Source organism: Pseudomonas borbori (assembly GCF_900115555.1).
In the GTDB taxonomy this organism is placed as follows: Bacteria; Pseudomonadota; Gammaproteobacteria; order Pseudomonadales; family Pseudomonadaceae; genus Aquipseudomonas; species Aquipseudomonas borbori.
The window spans coordinates 1-17,792 of sequence record NZ_FOWX01000030.1; the positions used below are offsets into that span (position 1 = coordinate 1).

Genomic DNA, 17,792 nt, shown 5'->3' on the forward strand with positions numbered 1-17,792 from the left:
CAGATCTCCCAGGGTAATTCGCGCGACCTTCCTGCTTATGCCTGTCGGATCTACGTCGTAGCGTCCCGTGCAAGTATTGGGCTTTGGCTGTCATTGCGACCTCACCCCACTACGACGCCTCTATCCGCTTCCTGTACGTCAGGCCAGCATTTTGCCTCGGGCTTCCTTCAGATTCGCGGTCACCCGCGACACCCTTGCCTCTGGCTAACACTTCCCCTTGCCGGGTGTGTAGAGGACTTTCACCTCCAAGTCACCAGCGAGGCCACCACAGCCAAGCTGGTTGCGCTTGCGCGCAACGCGCCATGCCTGGCGCACAACGACAACGGCCCGCATATAGCGGGCCGTTGGGTCGTTGCGACCAGCGGATTAGCTGAGGGCAGCCAGCACCTTGGTAGTGATCTCGTCGACGCTACCAACGCCAGCGATGGCGCTGTATTTCGGCGTGCCGTTGGCTGCGGCGAGTTTCTGGTAAAACTCCACCAGCGGCTTGGTCTGCGAGTGGTAGACCGACAGGCGATGACGCACGGTTTCTTCCTTGTCGTCGTCGCGCTGGATCAGCTCTTCGCCGGTTTCGTCGTCAATACCTGCGACTTGTGGCGGATTGTGTTCGGTGTGGTAGACCCGCCCGGAGCCCGGATGCACGCGACGGCCGGCGATGCGGCTGACGATTTCCTCGTCTTCGACGGCGATTTCCACCACGTGGTCGATGTTCACGCCAGCATCTTTCAGCGCTTCGGCCTGGGGAATGGTGCGCGGGAAGCCATCGAAGAGGAAGCCATTGACGCAATCGGGCTGACTGATGCGCTCCTTGACCAGATTGATGATCAGGTCATCGGAAACCAGACCGCCACTGTCCATGATGCTTTTGGCTTTCAGGCCCAGCTCGGTGCCGGCCTTGACCGCGGCACGCAGCATGTCGCCGGTGGAGATTTGCGGAATAGCAAACTTCTTGGTGATGAAACCGGCCTGGGTACCTTTGCCGGCACCGGGCGCCCCTAGCAGAATCACGCGCATCGATGTGCTCCTCAAGATATTAAGAAAAAAAGCGTCGGACTCGCCTCGTGGGGCCAATCTCAGAATGGTTCGAGCAACGCTGGCAAGCTGCCAGGTGGCCAAGTGTCCAAGGGACTAGCAAGTGTCCAGGTACTAAAAGGTTGCCCAAGATACACAGCGCACCCCCACCGCACAAGCCACCAAAAGTCGGATAAACAGGGGCCTTTCAGGCGCCATCGGGCCGCGACCGAGCCCCTCCGGGGCATGCTCGATGCACCCCGGAAACGCCCGCCCCACACCCGCTAACCGGTGTTGCGCAAACCGGCGGCGATACCCGCGACGCTGACCAGCAAGGCCTGTTCCAGAGGGCTGTCGGCCTGGTTATCACGCCGTCTGGCGCGTGCCAGCAGCTCGGCCTGGAGCAGGTGCAAGGGGTCAAGGTAGGTGTTGCGCACGCTGATGAATTCCAGAGTCTCGGGGCTGTGCGCCAGCAGCTGCGACTGACCGGTCAATCCCAATACCGCAGCAACCGCCTGCGACAATAGGTCGCGCAAATGCTCGCCCAGGGGCAGCAGGGACGGCTCGACCAGACGCTCGTCGTAGAGCCGGGCAATAGCCCCATCGGCCTTGGCCAGGACCATTTCCAGCATGTCGATGCGGGTCCGGAAGAACGGCCAGCGCTCGCGCATCTGCGCCAGCAACTCGCCCTCGCCGCGTTGCAGGGCGCTGCTCAGGGCATATTCCCAGCCGAGCCAGGCCGGCAACATCAACCGGGTCTGGGTCCAGGCGAAGATCCAGGGAATCGCCCGCAGGCTCTCCACCCCGCCCTCGCGCCGCTTGGCCGGGCGGCTGCCCAGGGGCAAACGGCCGAGCTCCTGCTCCGGTGTGGCCTGACGAAAATAGTCGACGAACTGCGGGTGCTCGCGCACCACACCGCGGTAGGCGGTGACGCCATCGGCGGCCAGCTTGTCCATCAGTTCGCGCCAGGCCGGCTCCGGCGTCGGCGGTGGCAACAGGGTGGCTTCCAGCACCGCGGCCAGGTAGAGGTTGAGGTTCTGTTCGGCGATATCCGGCAGGCCGAACTTGAAGCGGATCATCTCGCCCTGTTCGGTGGTGCGAAAACGCCCCGCCACCGAGCCCGGCGGCTGCGACAGGATCGCCGCGTGGGCCGGACCGCCGCCGCGGCCGACGGTGCCGCCACGGCCGTGGAACAGGAGCAATTCGACCTGCTGCGCGGCACAGACCTGCACCAGTTGTTCCTGGGCACGGTACTGCGCCCAGGCCGCCGCGGTGGTGCCGGCATCCTTGGCTGAGTCGGAGTAGCCGATCATCACTTCCTGCGGGCCGCGCAGGCGCGCGCGGTAGCCCTTGAGGCCGAGCAGACGGTCGATCACCGGGCCGGCGTTGTCCAGATCGGCGAGGGTTTCGAACAGCGGCACCACGCGGATCGGCCGCAGCAGCCCGGACTCCTTCAACAGCAGTTGCACGGCCAGCACATCGGAAGGCGCACCGGCCATCGAGATCACATAGGAGCCCAGCGAGGCCGCCGGCGCGGCGGCCACCTCGCGGCAGGTGGCGAGGACTTCGGCGGTGTCGGCGCTGGGCTTGAAGTGGCTGGGCAACAGCGGTCGGCGGTTGTCCAGCTCGGCCAGGAGAAACTGCTGGCGCGCCTCCTCGTCCCACTCGGCGTAGCGCCCCAGGCCCAGGTAATCGGTGATTTCATCGAGCGCCGCGGCGTGCCGGCTGGAGTCCTGACGCACGTCCAGACGCACCAGGAACAGGCCGAAGGTGGCGGCGCGGCGCAGGCAATCGAGCAGCGGGCCATTGGCGATCACGCCCATGCCGCAGGCGTGCAGCGACTGGAAGCAGCACTCCAGCGGTTCGAGCAGCTCGCGGTTGTCCTGCAACACCGCCGCCGGCGCCGCGACCGGGCCGTGTAGCGCCTCCTGGGCCCAGCTGCGGGTGGCGCGCAGGCGTTCGCGCAGTTGCTTGAGCAGGCTGCGATAGGGCTCGGCGCTGTCGCCGACCTTTGCCAGCAGCTCGGGGCTGGCTTGCTGCATGGACAGCCCGGCGGCCAGTTGATCGATGTCGCGCAGGTACAGATCGGCCGCCATCCAGCGCGCCAGCAGCAGCACCTCGCGGGTCACCGCGGCGGTGACGTTGGGGTTGCCGTCGCGGTCACCGCCCATCCAGGAGGCGAAGCGAATCGGTGCGGCATCCAGTGCCAGGTGCATGCCAGTGGCTTCTTGCAGGGCATGGTCAGCCTTGCGCAGGAAGTTCGGCACCGCCTGCCACAGCGAATGCTCGATCACGGCGAAGCCCCACTTGGCCTCGTCCACCGGGCTCGGCCGGCTGCGGCGGATCTCTTCGGTATGCCAGGCCTCGGCGATCAGGCGCTGCAACTGCTCGGCAACCTGTTCGTGCTCGGCGGCGGACAGATCGCTGTGGTCGCCAGCGGCCAGTTGCGCGGCGATCGCATCGTATTTCTGGATCAGGGTACGCCGCGCCACTTCGGTCGGGTGGGCGGTCAGCACCAGTTCGATGTCCAGACGGGCGATCTGACGCGCCAGGTCATCGGCGCCGTGGCCGCTGGTCAGCAGGCGCTGCAGCAATTCGGGCAACACCCGCGACTCGAAGGGCTCGGGTTCATCCGGGCCACGGCGGCGGATGCGGTGATACTGCTCGGCGATATTGGCCAGGTTGAGAAACTGGTTGAACGCCCGCGCCACCGGCAGCAGTTCGTCGTCGGCAAGCTGCTCGAGGCCGGCGCTGAGCTGTTCGGCACCGGCGGCAGAACCGCGCCGCGCCGCCTTGGCGCCCTTGCGAATGCGCTCGATCTTGTCGAGAAAGACCGCTCCGCGCTGGGCGCTGATGGTGTTACCCAGCAGCTCGCCGAGCTGATGAACGTCCTCGCGCAGACGCGCGTCGATTTCTGCCATGACTGACTCTCCGCTCAAGCGTGAAGCTCAAGAGTGCCCAGCACGGCAACATCTTACAAGGGCGCGACGCCATGCCGACAAGAGCGCCGGGGAGGTCTAGGCTCTAAACAGGTCCACCGTAAAGGGGTGAGGCCGAGCACAATCGCATAACCACCTACCACGAGTAGGTAAAGGACGAGGCAGTCATGAAAATTCGCGAGCTTGTCCGCCATTGGGAACAGAACGCCAAGGGCCGCATCACCCGCAACCTGTATCAGATCAATCTGGATATGGAAGCGGCCGCGCGCCTGGCGGCTTTAGCCGAGATGTACCCCAAACGCAGCCCGGAAGCACTACTCGGCGAGCTGATCGGCGCGGCACTGGAAGAACTGGAAACCAGCCTGCCCTACGTCAAGGGCAGCCAGGTGGTGGCCACCGACGAGGAAGGCAATCCGCTCTATGAAGATATCGGCCCGACACCGCGCTTTCTCGCCCTGTCGCGCAAGTATCTGCACGAGCTGAGTGCGCAACAGGGCAGTACCAACCACTGAAGTCCGTACGGGGGGCTCTGGACAAAGCACACGCCCCCGGCGTTGGGGGCGTGCCTGCGCGTACGCAAAAGGACATGAGATCCTCCGCATCGGGCTATGAGAGCCTGTATGGATCGGATGGACGATACCCCATAGTGCCTATGGATTAAGCCGCCTGCCCCCGGTTTAACGCAACAGCCCCAGATCCTTGGCCCGCGCCACGGCCTGGGTACGCCGTTCGACGCCCAGCTTGCCGTTGATATGGCGGGCATGGGTCTTCACCGTGTGCAGGGAAATGAACAACTGCTCGCTGATTTCCTGATTCGAGCAGCCCTGGGCGATCAGCTGCAATACCGCTAGTTCACGCGAACTCAAGGCCTCGGTCAGTTGGCTATCGAGCCTGCTCAGCAGCCCCTCCTGAGCCTGCGGCAGATACTTGAGCAGCTCGCCGGCCACGGCGCAATCGGAACGCGCCAGCAGTTGCTCGCGCAGCCATTGCGGCTGGTGCACGAACAGCTCCTGATAAGGCAACAAGGCTCCGCCCTGAGCCGCTTCCAGGCTGCTGGTCAGCCAGCTGACGGCCTCGCGGTCGCGCCCGGAGGCCTTGAGCAGCAGGGCCAATTGCACCTGAGCGGCCACCACGAACAATTGGCCCGATGCGGATTGGGCATACTGACTGAGTGCGCGCAGACGCCGCTCGGCCACCTCCAGACGCCCCTGCAAGCGCTCGAGCGCGGCCTGTTGCAACTCGATATGCAAGACCAGTTGAGGGTGAACCTCGGGGGCCACCCCGGGCGTTTCGCCGCAATAGGTCTCGGCCAGCCGCTGCAGCCAGACTTCGGCCAATTCCAGCTGGCCCTGGGACAACCACAGCTCGCATTTGATCACCGTGATCATCGCCAGATAGTAAATCGAAGGTACGTCCCAGGCATGCATCAGGCGCTCGGCCTCGGCCAGTTGGGCGAAGGCCTCGGCGAGACGCCCCTCACGCCTCTCGACCACGGCCAGCATGCAGTAACCCATCAGCACGCTGATGTCGCGACAGGCACGCGCCTCACCGATCCCGGCCAGCAATTTGGTGCGGGCGGCCTGGGTTTGCAGCGCCACACTGAGCAGGTAGCCCTCGTACAGATTCAGTCGCGCACGCACCGAATACACGCGCTGGGCCGGGAACCCGTGCAACCGCTGCTGGCCCAGACGCACCTCGGCCAGGGCGCGCTGAACCTCGCCACGGGCATGCAGCACACGTGCCCGCTCGGCATGCGCCCGCCCCTCGAACAGGGGGTTATCGACCCGCTGCGCCAGCTCCAGGGCCTCGCGATTGAGCCCCCGCGCACGCCACAGATCGCCCTTGGTCATCGCCAGATTGGCCAGGGTGAACAGGCACATCAGGCGCGGGCCACAGCGTTTGGCACCGAGCAGGGTCAGGGCTTCGCTGCAATAGCGCTCGGCCTCGAGTACCTGACCACGGCCGCGGGCGATGATGCCGGACAGGGCCAGCCACTGGGCCAGCAGATTATCCTGCTCCTGCGCGTCGGGGGCCGGCAGAAAACGCCCCAATTGCTGGATCAGCTCATCGGCGGCATCCAGCTGGCAGGCCAGGGCTAATGCCCAGCCGTACAACACCAGCAGACGCGGCGTGCTGGCCAGCAGACTGTCGGGCAGGTCCATCTTCCAGCGCAGCAAACAGGCGACATTCTGCTCGCCGAGCAACTGTTCCTCGGACAGGTTCTGCACCAGGTTGGCCGCCACCTCCGGCTGGCCGGCACGCAGTGCCTGTTCGACCGCCTCCTCATGCAGGCCCTGGCTGCTGAACCAGCGGCAGGCGCGCAAATGCAAGGCCGCCTGGGACTGGCTGCGCTGGGCAGCAGGGCGCGAGCGCAACAGGTCGGAAAATAAATGGTGATAGCGAAACCAGTGTTCCTGCTCATCCAGGGGAACGAGAAAAACCTGATGGGTCTGCAGGTGCTGGATAATAGCCGCGCTGTCATGCTGCTCACGCAAGGCATCGCACAGCTCGGCAGAGAAACGATCGAGGCAGGCGGTGTCGAACAGAAAGCTCTGCACCTCGGCCGACTGCTGCTCGATCACCTCCTCCAGCAAGTACTCGCGGATCAACCCCTCGTCACCCTGGGGTACCCGCTCCGGGCTGTCGTCATCGGCCTGCTGCCGGGTCAACAGCCACAGACGCAGGCCGGCCACCCAACCCTCGCTGCGCTGACGCCATTCTTCCAATACCGTCCCGCTGAGCTCGGCACCCTGGCTGCCGAGTAGCGCGCGGGTCTCGTCCTCGGTCAGGCGCAAGTCCTGCTCCTGCAACTCCAGCAACTGCCGCGACAGGCGCAGACGCGCCAGGTGCCAGTCGGGGCGCTGACGGCTGGTCAGCAGAATGACCAGCCCTTCGGGCAGATGATTGAGCAGAAATTGCAGGCAGCTGTCGAGCACCGCGCCCCTGGCCAGGTGATAGTCGTCCAGCACCAGCAACAGGGGCGCCGTCGGCACGAGACGCTCGGTCAACTCGTCAAGCAGGCCGTCGAGCCACTCTTCGAAGGCGAAGGGTTGATGGCGCTGGCGCATGCGCAGCAATGCCTGAGCGTCCTCACCCAACCCCGGATAGAACTGCTGCAGGCCGGCCAGCAAGCGCTCGAGAAAACGCCCGGGATCGCTATCGCGCGGACTAAGACCCAACCACAGACTGTGCCACTGCTCGGGCAGTGCCTGGCAAAACTCACTGGCCAGCGAGCTTTTGCCGAAACCCGCAGGGGCACTGACCAGCAGCAACCGCCCGCTCAAGCCCTCGGCCAGCCGCTCGCACAGGCGCGGCCGCGGCACATGGCCGGAGGGCAGTGGCGGACGAAAAAAGCGACTGTCGCCCAGAGGGACGGTGTCGCTGACTACAGGCGCTATACGCGTCAGATCGGTCATCACCCGGCTCTTGTTAAGTCATTGCCAGTTCAGGCGCGAACTCCCAGCAGACTATCGACTTAACCGCGGGAATTGAAGCCTGGATGTGGGCACTGAAACAAATCATTACCCGCCAGGCAACCCGGGTTCAGTCCGGGCCAGTTCGTGCGAGGGACGTCAGGCGATATGGCCAGGCAAATCTGCATAGCCAAGTCATCGCCGCCAAGCGGGCGACCTGGATGGTTCGGGAACTGCCACGAACCCATCAGCGGGTCCATGGATAGAGTCGACAGGAAATGCTGGTTGGTACCACATAGCCGAATGCGATCCGGAAGCGGTCGGTAGGCGCGAGATTTCCCCGGATTGCATCCGGGCTACGAACTGCGGCGTAGCGCTAGGCCTCCGCTTGGTAACTGGCGATGCGGGCAGGTTGTTATGACCTGCTGGTCAGCGCAGCGTGCAATTGAGACCTCGCTAAAACAAGAAAGCCGGCCCAATGGGCCGGCTTTCACTGTTGCAACAACGGCTGTTAGCGAACGCCAGCCTGACGCAGGGCGGCCGGGGTGTAGTCGCTTTCTTTTGCCGGGTAGTCGAACTCGTAGGATTGCTTCTCCTCGTTCTTCATACCCAGAGCCAGGTAACGACCGGACTGCAGGTCATACAGGGTTTCTACGCTGTACCAGGGTACCTGCTTGTCGTAGTAGTACTGGGCATGGGCCTCGGCGACACGCCACAGGGTGCCGCGACCGTCGTAGTGGTCGATTTGCGCGGCTTGCCAGGTGTCTTCGTCGATGAAGAAGTCACGCTTGGCATAGATATGCCGCTCGCCCGACTTCAGGGTCGCGGTCACGTGCCATACCCGGTGCAGCTCGTAACGGGTCAGGTCCTGGTTGATATGGCCAGCCTTGATGACCTGGTCATATTTCAGCTTGGGCGAATCCAGCCGGTAGCTGTTGTACGGAATGTAGATTTCCTTCTTGCCGTTCAACTTCCACTCGTAACGGTCAGGTGCACCGTTGTACATGTCGAAGTTGTCGGACGTACGCAGACCATCGGCGGCGGTACCCGGACCGTCGTAGGAAACCTGCGGGGCGCGACGCACGCGACGCTGACCGGCGTTATACAGCCAGGCCAGGCGCGGCTCCTTCACCTGGTTGAGGGTTTCGTGCACCAGCAGGACGTTACCGGCCAGGCGCGACGGCGCGGTTACCCGCTGCTTGAAGTAGAACAGCACGTTGCTCGGCTTGCTGGTGTCGGCGTCCTTCAGCGCACCGCGGAAGGTGAACTCGTCCTGGAAATACACCATGCTGTAGGAACCGTTCGGCTGCGGAGTCGCCTGGGTCACCAGACGCTTGACGCTGCCGCCGCGGTAGCGGGTGATGTGGTTCCAGATCGCTTCCAGACCGTCCTTCGGAATCGGGAAGGGGTTGGCCTGTTCGAAGTTCTCCAGACCGTTGCCACCCTCGACCATGCGGGTGTTGACCGCATTGCGCTTGGTAGCTTCCATCACGAAATCAGGCATGCTGGCCGAACGGTGAGTCGGGAACACCGGGATCTTGTAGCTTTGCGGGTAACGCTTGAACAGGGCCTGCTGACCGGGGGTCAACTTGTCCTTGTACTGTTCGGCGTTGGCCGCGGTGATGGTGAACAACGGTTGCTCGTTAGGGAACGGATCGGACAGGAAACCGGCAGCATCGGCAGTGCCGGCATTCTTCGGCAGACCACCGGTCCAGGCCGGAATCGACCCGTCCGCATTACCGGCCATCTCGGCACCCACCGGCGTCAGCGTGGTACCCAGCTTGGCAGCCTCCTCTGGCGACACCGCTGCCATGACGCTGCAGGCCAGCAGCGAAAGGGTCAGCGCGCCGGTTTGCAACAGACTTTTTGTTGTTTTCATATACAGAGTCTTCCTCAAAATTCCTGTGCGCTTAGAAGTTCATACCGAAGCTGAGTGCAACGAAATCGCGGTCAATCGACGTGTTGTACTTGCCACCGAAGAAGTCGGTGTAAGCCAGGCTGGCGGTGTAGGTGTTCTGGTATTCGGCATCCAGAGCAAGACCGATGGCCTTGTTGCCTTCGTTGAACACGCCGTTCGGGCCGTAGCCGTCCACGTCATGCGACCAGGACACACTGGGCTTGAGGTTGATACCGGCGATGGCACTGTTGTAGTCCCAGATCGCCTTGGCGCGGTAACCCCAGGAAGTGCTGGTGACGAAGCCGTCGTTTTCACAGTACTTGCTGACGTTCTCGGCGCTGGCACTGCCCAGGGTACCGGCGTTCAAGACTTCGCAAGTACCACCTGGCAGCGGGCCAGGGCCATACACCGGATCACGACCATAACGAGCTTCGGAAGTGCTCTCCAACCCGCCAACATGACTCACGCCGACCTCGCCGACCAAGGTCAGACGCGAGGCGCCCATGACTTGATCGAAGAAATGGGTGAAGGTGGTCTGGAACTGGGTGATTTCCTTACGGCGATAGCCATGCAGATCGGTGCCCGGGGTTCCCTGCAGCACCGAAATATTCGGGTTCCCCAGCGGAGTCAGGCCGGCAAACAGGATGTCGGTAGTATTGAGCTGCACCGGCGCGTTCGGCCGGTAGCTGACCTCGCCGCTCCAGGCGGTGCCGGTAGGCAGGGTGGTGGAGAAGCTCAGGCCATACAGCTGGATATCTTCCGGATACTCGATGAAGTACTGGGAGTTACCCGCGACGGTTGCAGAAGCCAGCCCTCTTGCGGCTGTCTGGAATGCGGGGTTGGCCAGTACAGCGTCTCGTACCCCGGCGAGTACGGCAGGGTTGGCGCAGGCACCACCTAACGCGGCGCACTGAGCTGCTACCTGCGCGCCAGCGAATCCGGCGGTAGCTGCGCCGGCGGCAGCGAAAGCCGCGGCAGGAGCACCAGTGGCGCTGAACACCGGCAGACGGCTGTGGTAGTTCATGAAGTAGGCACCGAACTCGGTATCCAGCTCCTCGGCGAAATAGCGGAAAGCAGTGCCCCACTGTCCACTATCGCGTGCATCTCGATCGCCACCGCGGGGCACTATTACGCCTTCGGAGGTCGTTTGATAACCGAATCCTTGTGCGGCAGCGAATCCGGACAATGCCCCAAGAGCAGGGTTCAGCACGGCCAGGTTCTGGTCGCAGCCATCGGCAATCACATCCGGCTGGGCGAAGAAGGTACCGCAGTTGTCGACGACCGTCTGATCCCACTCGATCTGATAGAAAGCCTCCATGGACAGATTGTCGGTCAGGCTTTGAGACACATAGAACATGTTGACCGGAATCAGGCCTTCCTTGATCTCGGCGCCGGGACGGCGGAACGCGGCGGCATCCACCGGGTTGATCGAGTTGATGCTGTTCTGGATAAAGGTGCTTTCGCCCCAGCTGACCACCTGCTTGCCCAGACGCACCGAGCCCGGTTGATCGGCGATGGCGTAGTTGTGGTAGACGAAGGCGTCGAGAATTTCCGCGCCCGAGGCCTGGGCGGCCTGCTTGCGGTTGCTGTCGTCGATGTCCTTGAACAGGCGGCTCTCATCCTTCAGTTCGAAGTCGTACCAATACTTGCCGCGTACGAACACGCCCGTATCGCCGTACTTCAATTCGAGGTCGTGTACGCCCTTGAAGATCTTCGAGAAGGTCTCGCCCTTCTTGAAATTCAGGTGCGAATCGTCGGAGGTTTGCGACAGACCGTCACCACCATTGTTCCTACCTATCAGGTCTTTGTCAGCGCCTCTGACCGACCAACTGGCCCCCACGGACAGCGACGAGTCAAACTGGCCTTCGATCTCGCCGATATTGAAGTTGACCGCCAATGCCGGTGCGGCGAGGGTGGATGCGAGGCTGACGGCCAACGGCAGTTTCGCCAGGCGCCAGGTTTGCTTTGCTTTTGTCATCGACGCTACTCCATGTACTTTTTTGTTATGGATGGTGCGGACTATAGCCAGAGGGTGTGACTGCTTGATCCCTCGAAAGTGTGATTTGCAGCCCCCCAGGCACTCTGGCTTGCAGGTTTCAGCAGGTCGGCCCAATCCGCCACAGGCCAAGAATGGCTGGAAAAAAATAATTAGCAAGCCAAACGCTTGTTTGACTAAGCAGTCACTTTTGCCCGGTAGCACCACCGCACATCACAAGGTGGAGAGAAACGTACAACCGGCCGCCTGCCACTGGGCGATATCCAGGCGAATGCGTTTCTTGTCCAACTTGCCGACACTGGTCTTGGGAATTTCAGTAACAAGGGCGATCTGTGTGGGGATGGCCCACTTGTTGATATGGCCCTGCTCGACATACGGCTTGAGGTGATCCTTGAGCCCCTTGGCATCCAGCGTCTGGTCGTCGCGCAACACCAGCAAGGCGAATGGCCGCTCGCCCCACTGCGGATCCGCCACCCCGACCACCGCCACTTCACGCACGGCCGGATGACGGCTGATCAGGTCTTCCAGCTCCAATGAGGAGATCCACTCGCCACCGGTCTTGATCACGTCCTTGATGCGGTCGCGAATCTCGATGAAGCCCATGTCGTCGATGGTCGCCACGTCGCCGGTGTGCAGCCAGCCATGCTCCCAGAGTTCCTGGCCTTTCTCCGGCTCGCGGAAATAGCCCTGGGTCAGCCAGGGCGAGCGCAGCACCAGCTCGCCCTGGGACTCGCCGTCCGCCGGCAGCATGCTGCCATCGGCGCTCATGATCGCCGCCTCGACCAGCGGCACCGGCACCCCGGCCTTGATCCGGTAGGTGATCTGCTCGTCCTCGCTGCCGGCCAGCAGCTCGTCGTTGATGTGCGCGCAGGAGATCAGCGGGCAGGTTTCCGACATGCCATAGGCAGCCGTCAACTGGATACCGCGCGCCTTGGCGGTATCGTAGAGGGCACGGTTCAGCGCACTGCCGCCGATGATCATCTTCAACCCGCCGAAGTCATGCCCCTGGGCGCTCGGGGCATTGAGCATCATTTGCAGGATGGTCGGTACGCAGTGGGAGAAGCTGACCTTCTCCTCCTTGATCAGCGTGCACAGCATCTCCGGCTCGTAGCGCCCCGGATACACCTGCTTGATGCCCAGCATGGTGGCCACATAGGGCACGCCCCAGGCATGCACATGGAACATCGGGGTAATCGGCATGTAGACATCGTTGGTGCCCAGCAGGCGCACGCTGTCGAGACTACCCATCATCGAGGCCATCGCCATGGTGTGCAGCACCAGTTGCCGATGAGTGAAATACACGCCCTTGGGATTGCCGGTGGTGCCGGTGGTGTAGAAGGTGGTGGCCACCGAGTTCTCATCGAAATCGGCGAAGTCGTAGCTCGCACCGGCGGCCGCCAGCAGTTGCTCGTACTCGCCGACCAGACCCGGCAGTTCGGCGGTTTTCTCCTCGGCATCGGTCAGCAGCAGGGTCTTCTCGACCGTGGTCAGTTGCCCGGCTATGCCGTTGTAGAGGGGCACGAACTCACTGTTGACCAGGACGAACTTATCCTCGGCGTGGTTCATGGTGTAGAGAATCTGCTCAGGCGACAGGCGGATATTGATGGTGTGCAACACCGCACCAAGCATGGGAATGGCGAACATACATTCGAGGTAGCGGTGACTGTCCCAGTCCATCACCGCCACGGTGTCGCCGGCCTTGACCCCGGCCGCCGTCAGCACATTGGCCAGACGTGCAACCCGTTCGTTGAAGGTTGCATAGCTGTAGCGCAGCGTATCGCGATAGACGATTTCACGGGTTTTCTCGTAGCGCACGCCGGACAGCAACAAACGCTTGATCAGCAGCGGATATTGATGGGCGTTGGCCGCGGGCGGGATGATGCGAGTTGGCAACATGGGGAGTACCTGTCTGCAGGATATTGTTTTTTACCGTGACAGGACTCTAGAGCGCTTGGCAGGCGGGAAAATCAGTCAAAAGAATGATTTGCCAAGTGACATTTTGACGCGCCTGGTCACACCGGGAAATCGACAGCCAAAACGGGTCGCAAGCAGACCGCCGACACGCGCACCTGCGCGCGATAACGACTGCAACGCCAGGTATCGTCGCCAGCAACGGCGTCCGCTTCTCGATGGGTGGGGCCAAGATAGCCTGCCCGGCATTTCCAGCGCAGCGCTGGGTGCGACTGCGGCCCGCGAGGCTACAAAAAATGCCGTTCACATGGCGTTAGTGAACGGCATTGCCGCAGCTGCGGGGCTTCTTTTCAGATCAGCAACGCTTACCGCTCAGCGCAACTCGCTGAATGCCAGCTTGACGCCCAAGCCGATCAATACCGCACCCATCAGCCGATCGAACCAGTGGCCCAAGCGGGCGAAACCGGCGCGCACCCGCGGCTGGCTGAACAGCATCGCCACCAGGCAGAACCACAGCGCCGTCGCCAGTGCCAGGTAGAGGCCATAACCGGCCTGCACCCTCAGCGGGGTATGCGGATCGATCACCACGGTAAACAACGACAGGAAGAACAGGGTTGCCTTGGGATTCAGGCCATTGGTGACGAAGCCTGTGGCAAAGGCCGCACGCGGAGAACGCACGGCCTGCTCCAGGCTCAGCTCGGCGCGGGCCGGGTCAGCCGGCTTGGCGCGCAACGCCTTGATCCCGATGTAGAGCAGGTAAGCGGCGGCCAACCACTTCAAGGCGTTGAACAAGATAATCGACTGGGAAACGATCAGACCGATACCGAGCAGCGAATAGGCCACGTGGACGAAGATCCCGGCGCCCACACCCAGCGCGGTGAAGACCCCGGCACGCCGGCCGAAGGCCACGCTCTCGCGCACCACGATGGCAAAATCCGGCCCGGGGCTGGCCACGGCCAGCAGATGAATCAGGGCAACGGTGAAAAACTCCGTCCAGTACATAGCGGCTCCGCAACAGGCGTAGGGGTCTGATAGGCTGTCTAACTTACGCCCCGCTTCGACAGCAGAAAAGGTACAGCTGATGAGTAACAATAGCCGCGCAGCCTTTCTAGACCACAGCACGCTCGACCTGGGCGATCTCGACTTGTCGCCACTGCAGCAGCTATTCGGCGAACTGACCCTGTACCCGCTGAGCAGCCCAGAGCAGGTGATCGAGCGTCTGCAGGGTGTACAGGTGGCGATCAGCAACAAAGTCCCGCTGGACGCCCAGACTTTCGCCGCCTGCCCCGAGCTGAAACTGGTGCTGATCGCCGCCACCGGCACCAACAACATCGACCTGGCCGCCGCGCGCGAACATGGCGTGACGGTCTGCAACTGCCAGGGCTACGGCACGCCTTCGGTGGCGCAACACACCCTGATGCTGCTGCTCGCCCTGGCCACCCGCCTGCCCGACTATCAACGCGCGGTGCGCGACGGCCGCTGGCAACAGGCGCAGCAGTTCTGCCTGCTGGACTTTCCCATCGTCGAGCTGGAAGGCAAGACCCTCGGCCTGCTCGGCCACGGCGAGCTGGGCGGCGCCGTGGCCACCCTGGCCGAAGCCTTCGGCATGCGCGTGCTGCTTGGCCAGTTGCCGGGACGACCGTCCCGCCAGGATCGCCTGCCGCTGGACGAACTGCTGCCGCAGGTCGATGCCCTGACCCTGCATTGCCCGCTCAACGCCGCCACCCACAACCTGATCGGCGAATACCAGTTGAGCCTGATGAAACCCGGCGCCTTCCTGATCAATACCGCACGCGGCGGCCTGGTCGACGAACAGGCCCTGGCCGACGCCCTGCGCCGCGGCCATCTGGGCGGTGCGGCTACCGACGTGCTGACCCGGGAGCCGCCAAGCGACGGCAACCCCCTGCTCGCCGCCGACATCCCGCGGCTGATCGTCACCCCGCACAGCGCCTGGGGCAGCCGCGAAGCGCGGCAGCGCATCGTCATCCAGCTGATGGAGAACGCCCAGGCATTTTTCGACGGTGCACCGCGCCGGGTGGTGGACTAGCCGCCGGGAGCGGGGAGCGGAGAATCGTGCCCAGCCCCCGGGATCGGCACGACCTCATCCCCCATTCCCCTCAAAGCCTTGGTCAGATTTGTTATCCTCCGCGCTTTTCCCAGGAGCCCGCCCCATGGACCCGCGAAGCGAAGTGCTGCTGCGTCAGGCCGAACTGTTCGGCGGCCCGCTGCTGCTTGCCGGCCTGCCGGCCGATGACCTGCTCGGCCGTCTGCCGCAAGCCCGGGGCTGGAGCTGGCACGCCGGCGAACAGGCGCTGCTGGCAACCCGCTTTGCCGGGCGCAGCCACTTTGGCGTAACGCCTCCCGCGGAGGATTTCGCCGCCGCGGTGCTGTTCCTGCCGAAATCCCGCGAACTCACCGACTACCTGCTGAGCGCCCTGGCCGCACGGCTGGCCGGGCGCCAGCTGTTTCTGGTCGGCGAGAAGCGCGCCGGCATCGAACGCGCCGCCAAACAATTGGCCGCATTCGGCAGAACGCGCAAACTCGACAGCGCGCGGCACTGCCAGCTCTGGCAACTAACCGTGGAAAACGCCCCCGCCACCCCGGATCTCGACGCCTTGGCACGGCACTACAGCCTGCCCCTGAGTGACGGTCCGCTGAGCGTTATCAGCCTGCCCGGAGTGTTCAGTCATGGCCGCCTGGACATCGGCAGCGCCCTGCTCCTGGAGCACCTGGACCAACTGCCGGCGGGTCATCTGCTCGACTTCGGCTGCGGCGCCGGCGTGATCGGCGCGGCGCTGAAGCGCCGCTACCCCGAGAGCCAGGTGACCCTGCTGGATGTCGATGCCTTCGCCGTGGCCAGCAGCCGCCTGACCCTGGCCGCCAACGGCCTTGAGGCCAACGTCATCAGTGGCGACGGGATTGCCGCCGCCCCCCAGGGGCTGGCCGCGATTCTCAGCAACCCGCCGTTCCACCAAGGCGTGCACACCCACTACCAGGCCACGGAAAATCTGTTGCGGCATGCCGCCGAGCACCTCGAACGCCACGGTCAATTGCGCCTGGTGGCCAACAGCTTCCTCAAGTACCCACCGCTGATCGAACAGCACCTGGGCCCCTGCCATACCCTGGCCGAAGCCAAGGGCTTTCGCATCTACAGCGCGAGCAAGCCATAGCGACCCGATACAAGCGCAGGCTTGCCCAATCCGCTGCGGTTGGGCAGAATGCGCACGTCCTAGGGGAGTAGTCTCCCGCGAGCAGCAGCTCGCCCGGCACGCGTCAACATACTTGGTCCACCGACCATGGTGCGTGCGACCCACAGCCCAGCAATACGGGCTGGCGCATTGTTAACCAGCAGCCGCTGGCCGATGACACTGCGCACAGGGTTTGACAAGACCTATGACACGCACACCTTACCCGGGGCGGGAAGGCGGTACGTGTCATAGCCATGTCGACCCGCCCCCGTTAGGAAGTCTGATGCTGGAATCCCTGTTCGTCCCCACCCTGATCGTTGCCCTGGCCGAAATCGGCGACAAGACCCAATTGCTCGCCTTGCTGCTGGCCGCGCGCTTTCGCAACCCCCTGCCAATTATCCTCGGCATCGTGGTCGCCACCCTGGCCAACCATTTTCTCGCCGGTGCCGCCGGCAACTGGGTAGCCGGCCTGTTTTCCCCGCTGATCCTGAGCTGGACGCTCGCCGCCTCCTTCGTCGCCGTGGCGCTGTGGACCCTGGTTCCCGACAAGCTGGATGACGATGAAAGCTCGAGTTTCAAGCGCTACGGTCCATTCCTGACCACCCTGATCGCCTTCTTCATCGCCGAGATGGGCGACAAGACCCAGGTCGCCACGGTGATGCTGGCCGCGCAGTACCCACACTTCGTCCTGGTGGTGCTCGGCACCACTTTGGGCATGCTGATCGCCAACGTCCCCGTGGTGCTGGTCGGCAACTTTGCCGCCGAGCGTCTGCCGCTGACCCTGATTCGGCGCCTGGCCGCCTGTGCCTTCGCCGCCCTGGCGGCTTATGCGTGCTACCAGGCGCTGCAGTTCGGCGGGCAGATTTGACGCCGTTCCTCTGGCGCTCCAGCCGATATTCTGGCTACTCTGACGGCCGATAAAGCACCCAGCATCCTGCCCAACGAGCCCCGGAGTGAAACATGTCATTGGATGATCGAAAGAAGTTGGTCCGCCAGCATATCGACCTGTCGTGGAACAAAGGCTACCTGGCCCTGGTCGAGCAACTGCACAGCAAGGACTTCCTCTACAAAAGCTCGTTCGTCGGCCACCCGCTGGGCAGCGCAGCCTTCACCCAGATGATTCAGGACATCCGCCAGGCCATGCCAGACCTGCAGGTAGTGATCGAGGAGTGCATTGCCGAAGGCAGCAAAGTGGTCACCTGGAGCACCCTGATCGGCACCATCGAAAAACCGGCCCTGGGTTACCCGCCGAGCGACAAGGTGCTGAGTATCTCGGCGATGGCTTTCTGGACCCTCAGCCCGAGCAACGAAATTCAGGAAATCTGCACCGTGTTCGACATGGAGAGCTTCCGCTCGCAGTTGGGCCTGGAGACCCGCGCCTTCTCGGAAAAAGCCCTGCCGTAGACCGCCCCGCCAGCGCGACTGACAGGGCCGGGC

At 63.3% G+C, this 17,792-nt stretch carries 12 protein-coding genes and 1 riboswitch; of the genes, 5 read left to right on the plus strand and 7 right to left on the minus strand.

Features of this window, described 5'->3' with window-relative positions:
• Nucleotides 1-366: 366 nt before the first annotated feature.
• Both adk and ppc read right to left on the minus strand, forming a co-directional pair.
• The gene (gene adk, locus BM315_RS18810; RefSeq protein ID WP_090504061.1) at nt 367-1,014 is read right to left on the minus strand and encodes an adenylate kinase; all 648 of its coding nucleotides are present in this window, start codon (nt 1,012-1,014) and stop codon (nt 367-369) included.
• 281 nt (nt 1,015-1,295) lie between these two features.
• Entirely contained in the window at nt 1,296-3,932 is a 2,637-nt protein-coding gene (gene ppc, locus BM315_RS18815) for a phosphoenolpyruvate carboxylase (protein WP_090504063.1), read from the minus strand.
• A 185-nt stretch (nt 3,933-4,117) separates the two neighbouring features.
• Between ppc and BM315_RS18820 the strand changes: the two genes are divergently transcribed.
• Nucleotides 4,118-4,462 (plus strand): pilin assembly protein, encoded by a 345-nt coding sequence (locus tag BM315_RS18820; RefSeq protein ID WP_090504066.1) that lies wholly within the window; start codon nt 4,118-4,120, stop codon nt 4,460-4,462.
• 165 nt (nt 4,463-4,627) lie between these two features.
• Here the strand turns inward: BM315_RS18820 and BM315_RS18825 are convergent, their stop codons facing one another.
• The 5 genes from BM315_RS18825 to BM315_RS18845 all read right to left on the minus strand — a co-directional run bounded on the left by BM315_RS18825 (nt 4,628) and on the right by BM315_RS18845 (nt 14,169).
• On the minus strand, nt 4,628-7,366 hold the full coding sequence (locus tag BM315_RS18825; RefSeq protein ID WP_090504068.1) for a winged helix-turn-helix domain-containing protein: 2,739 nt from the start codon (nt 7,364-7,366) through the stop codon (nt 4,628-4,630).
• A 508-nt stretch (nt 7,367-7,874) separates the two neighbouring features.
• Complete coding sequence (locus BM315_RS18830) at nt 7,875-9,242, minus strand: DUF1329 domain-containing protein (RefSeq protein WP_090504070.1); 1,368 nt, start codon at nt 9,240-9,242, stop codon at nt 7,875-7,877.
• 31 nt (nt 9,243-9,273) lie between these two features.
• The gene (locus BM315_RS18835; RefSeq protein ID WP_090504072.1) at nt 9,274-11,238 is read right to left on the minus strand and encodes a DUF1302 domain-containing protein; all 1,965 of its coding nucleotides are present in this window, start codon (nt 11,236-11,238) and stop codon (nt 9,274-9,276) included.
• Between the two features lie 231 nt (nt 11,239-11,469).
• Nucleotides 11,470-13,152: a fatty acid--CoA ligase gene (locus BM315_RS18840; RefSeq protein WP_090504075.1), complete on the minus strand. Its 1,683-nt coding sequence runs from the start codon at nt 13,150-13,152 to the stop codon at nt 11,470-11,472.
• A 387-nt stretch (nt 13,153-13,539) separates the two neighbouring features.
• A complete protein-coding gene (locus tag BM315_RS18845; protein ID WP_090504077.1) occupies nt 13,540-14,169 on the minus strand; it encodes a LysE family translocator in 630 nt (209 codons plus the stop codon).
• Nucleotides 14,170-14,248: 79 nt separating this feature from the next.
• Here BM315_RS18845 and BM315_RS18850 point away from each other — a divergent pair, with 79 nt between their 5' ends.
• From BM315_RS18850 to BM315_RS18865, 4 genes are all read left to right on the plus strand, one after another.
• Nucleotides 14,249-15,214, plus strand: coding sequence for a 2-hydroxyacid dehydrogenase (locus tag BM315_RS18850; protein WP_090504080.1), 966 nt, complete (start codon nt 14,249-14,251; stop codon nt 15,212-15,214).
• A 124-nt stretch (nt 15,215-15,338) separates the two neighbouring features.
• Nucleotides 15,339-16,337: a methyltransferase gene (locus BM315_RS18855; protein ID WP_090504083.1), complete on the plus strand. Its 999-nt coding sequence runs from the start codon at nt 15,339-15,341 to the stop codon at nt 16,335-16,337.
• A gap of 50 nt (nt 16,338-16,387) precedes the next feature.
• A riboswitch (yybP-ykoY riboswitch) is annotated at nt 16,388-16,524 on the plus strand.
• A gap of 117 nt (nt 16,525-16,641) precedes the next feature.
• Nucleotides 16,642-17,223, plus strand: a complete 582-nt coding sequence (locus tag BM315_RS18860; protein WP_170862261.1) for a TMEM165/GDT1 family protein — start codon at nt 16,642-16,644, stop codon at nt 17,221-17,223.
• A gap of 92 nt (nt 17,224-17,315) precedes the next feature.
• The gene (locus tag BM315_RS18865; protein WP_090504088.1) at nt 17,316-17,759 is read left to right on the plus strand and encodes an ester cyclase; all 444 of its coding nucleotides are present in this window, start codon (nt 17,316-17,318) and stop codon (nt 17,757-17,759) included.
• Nucleotides 17,760-17,792: the final 33 nt, after the last annotated feature.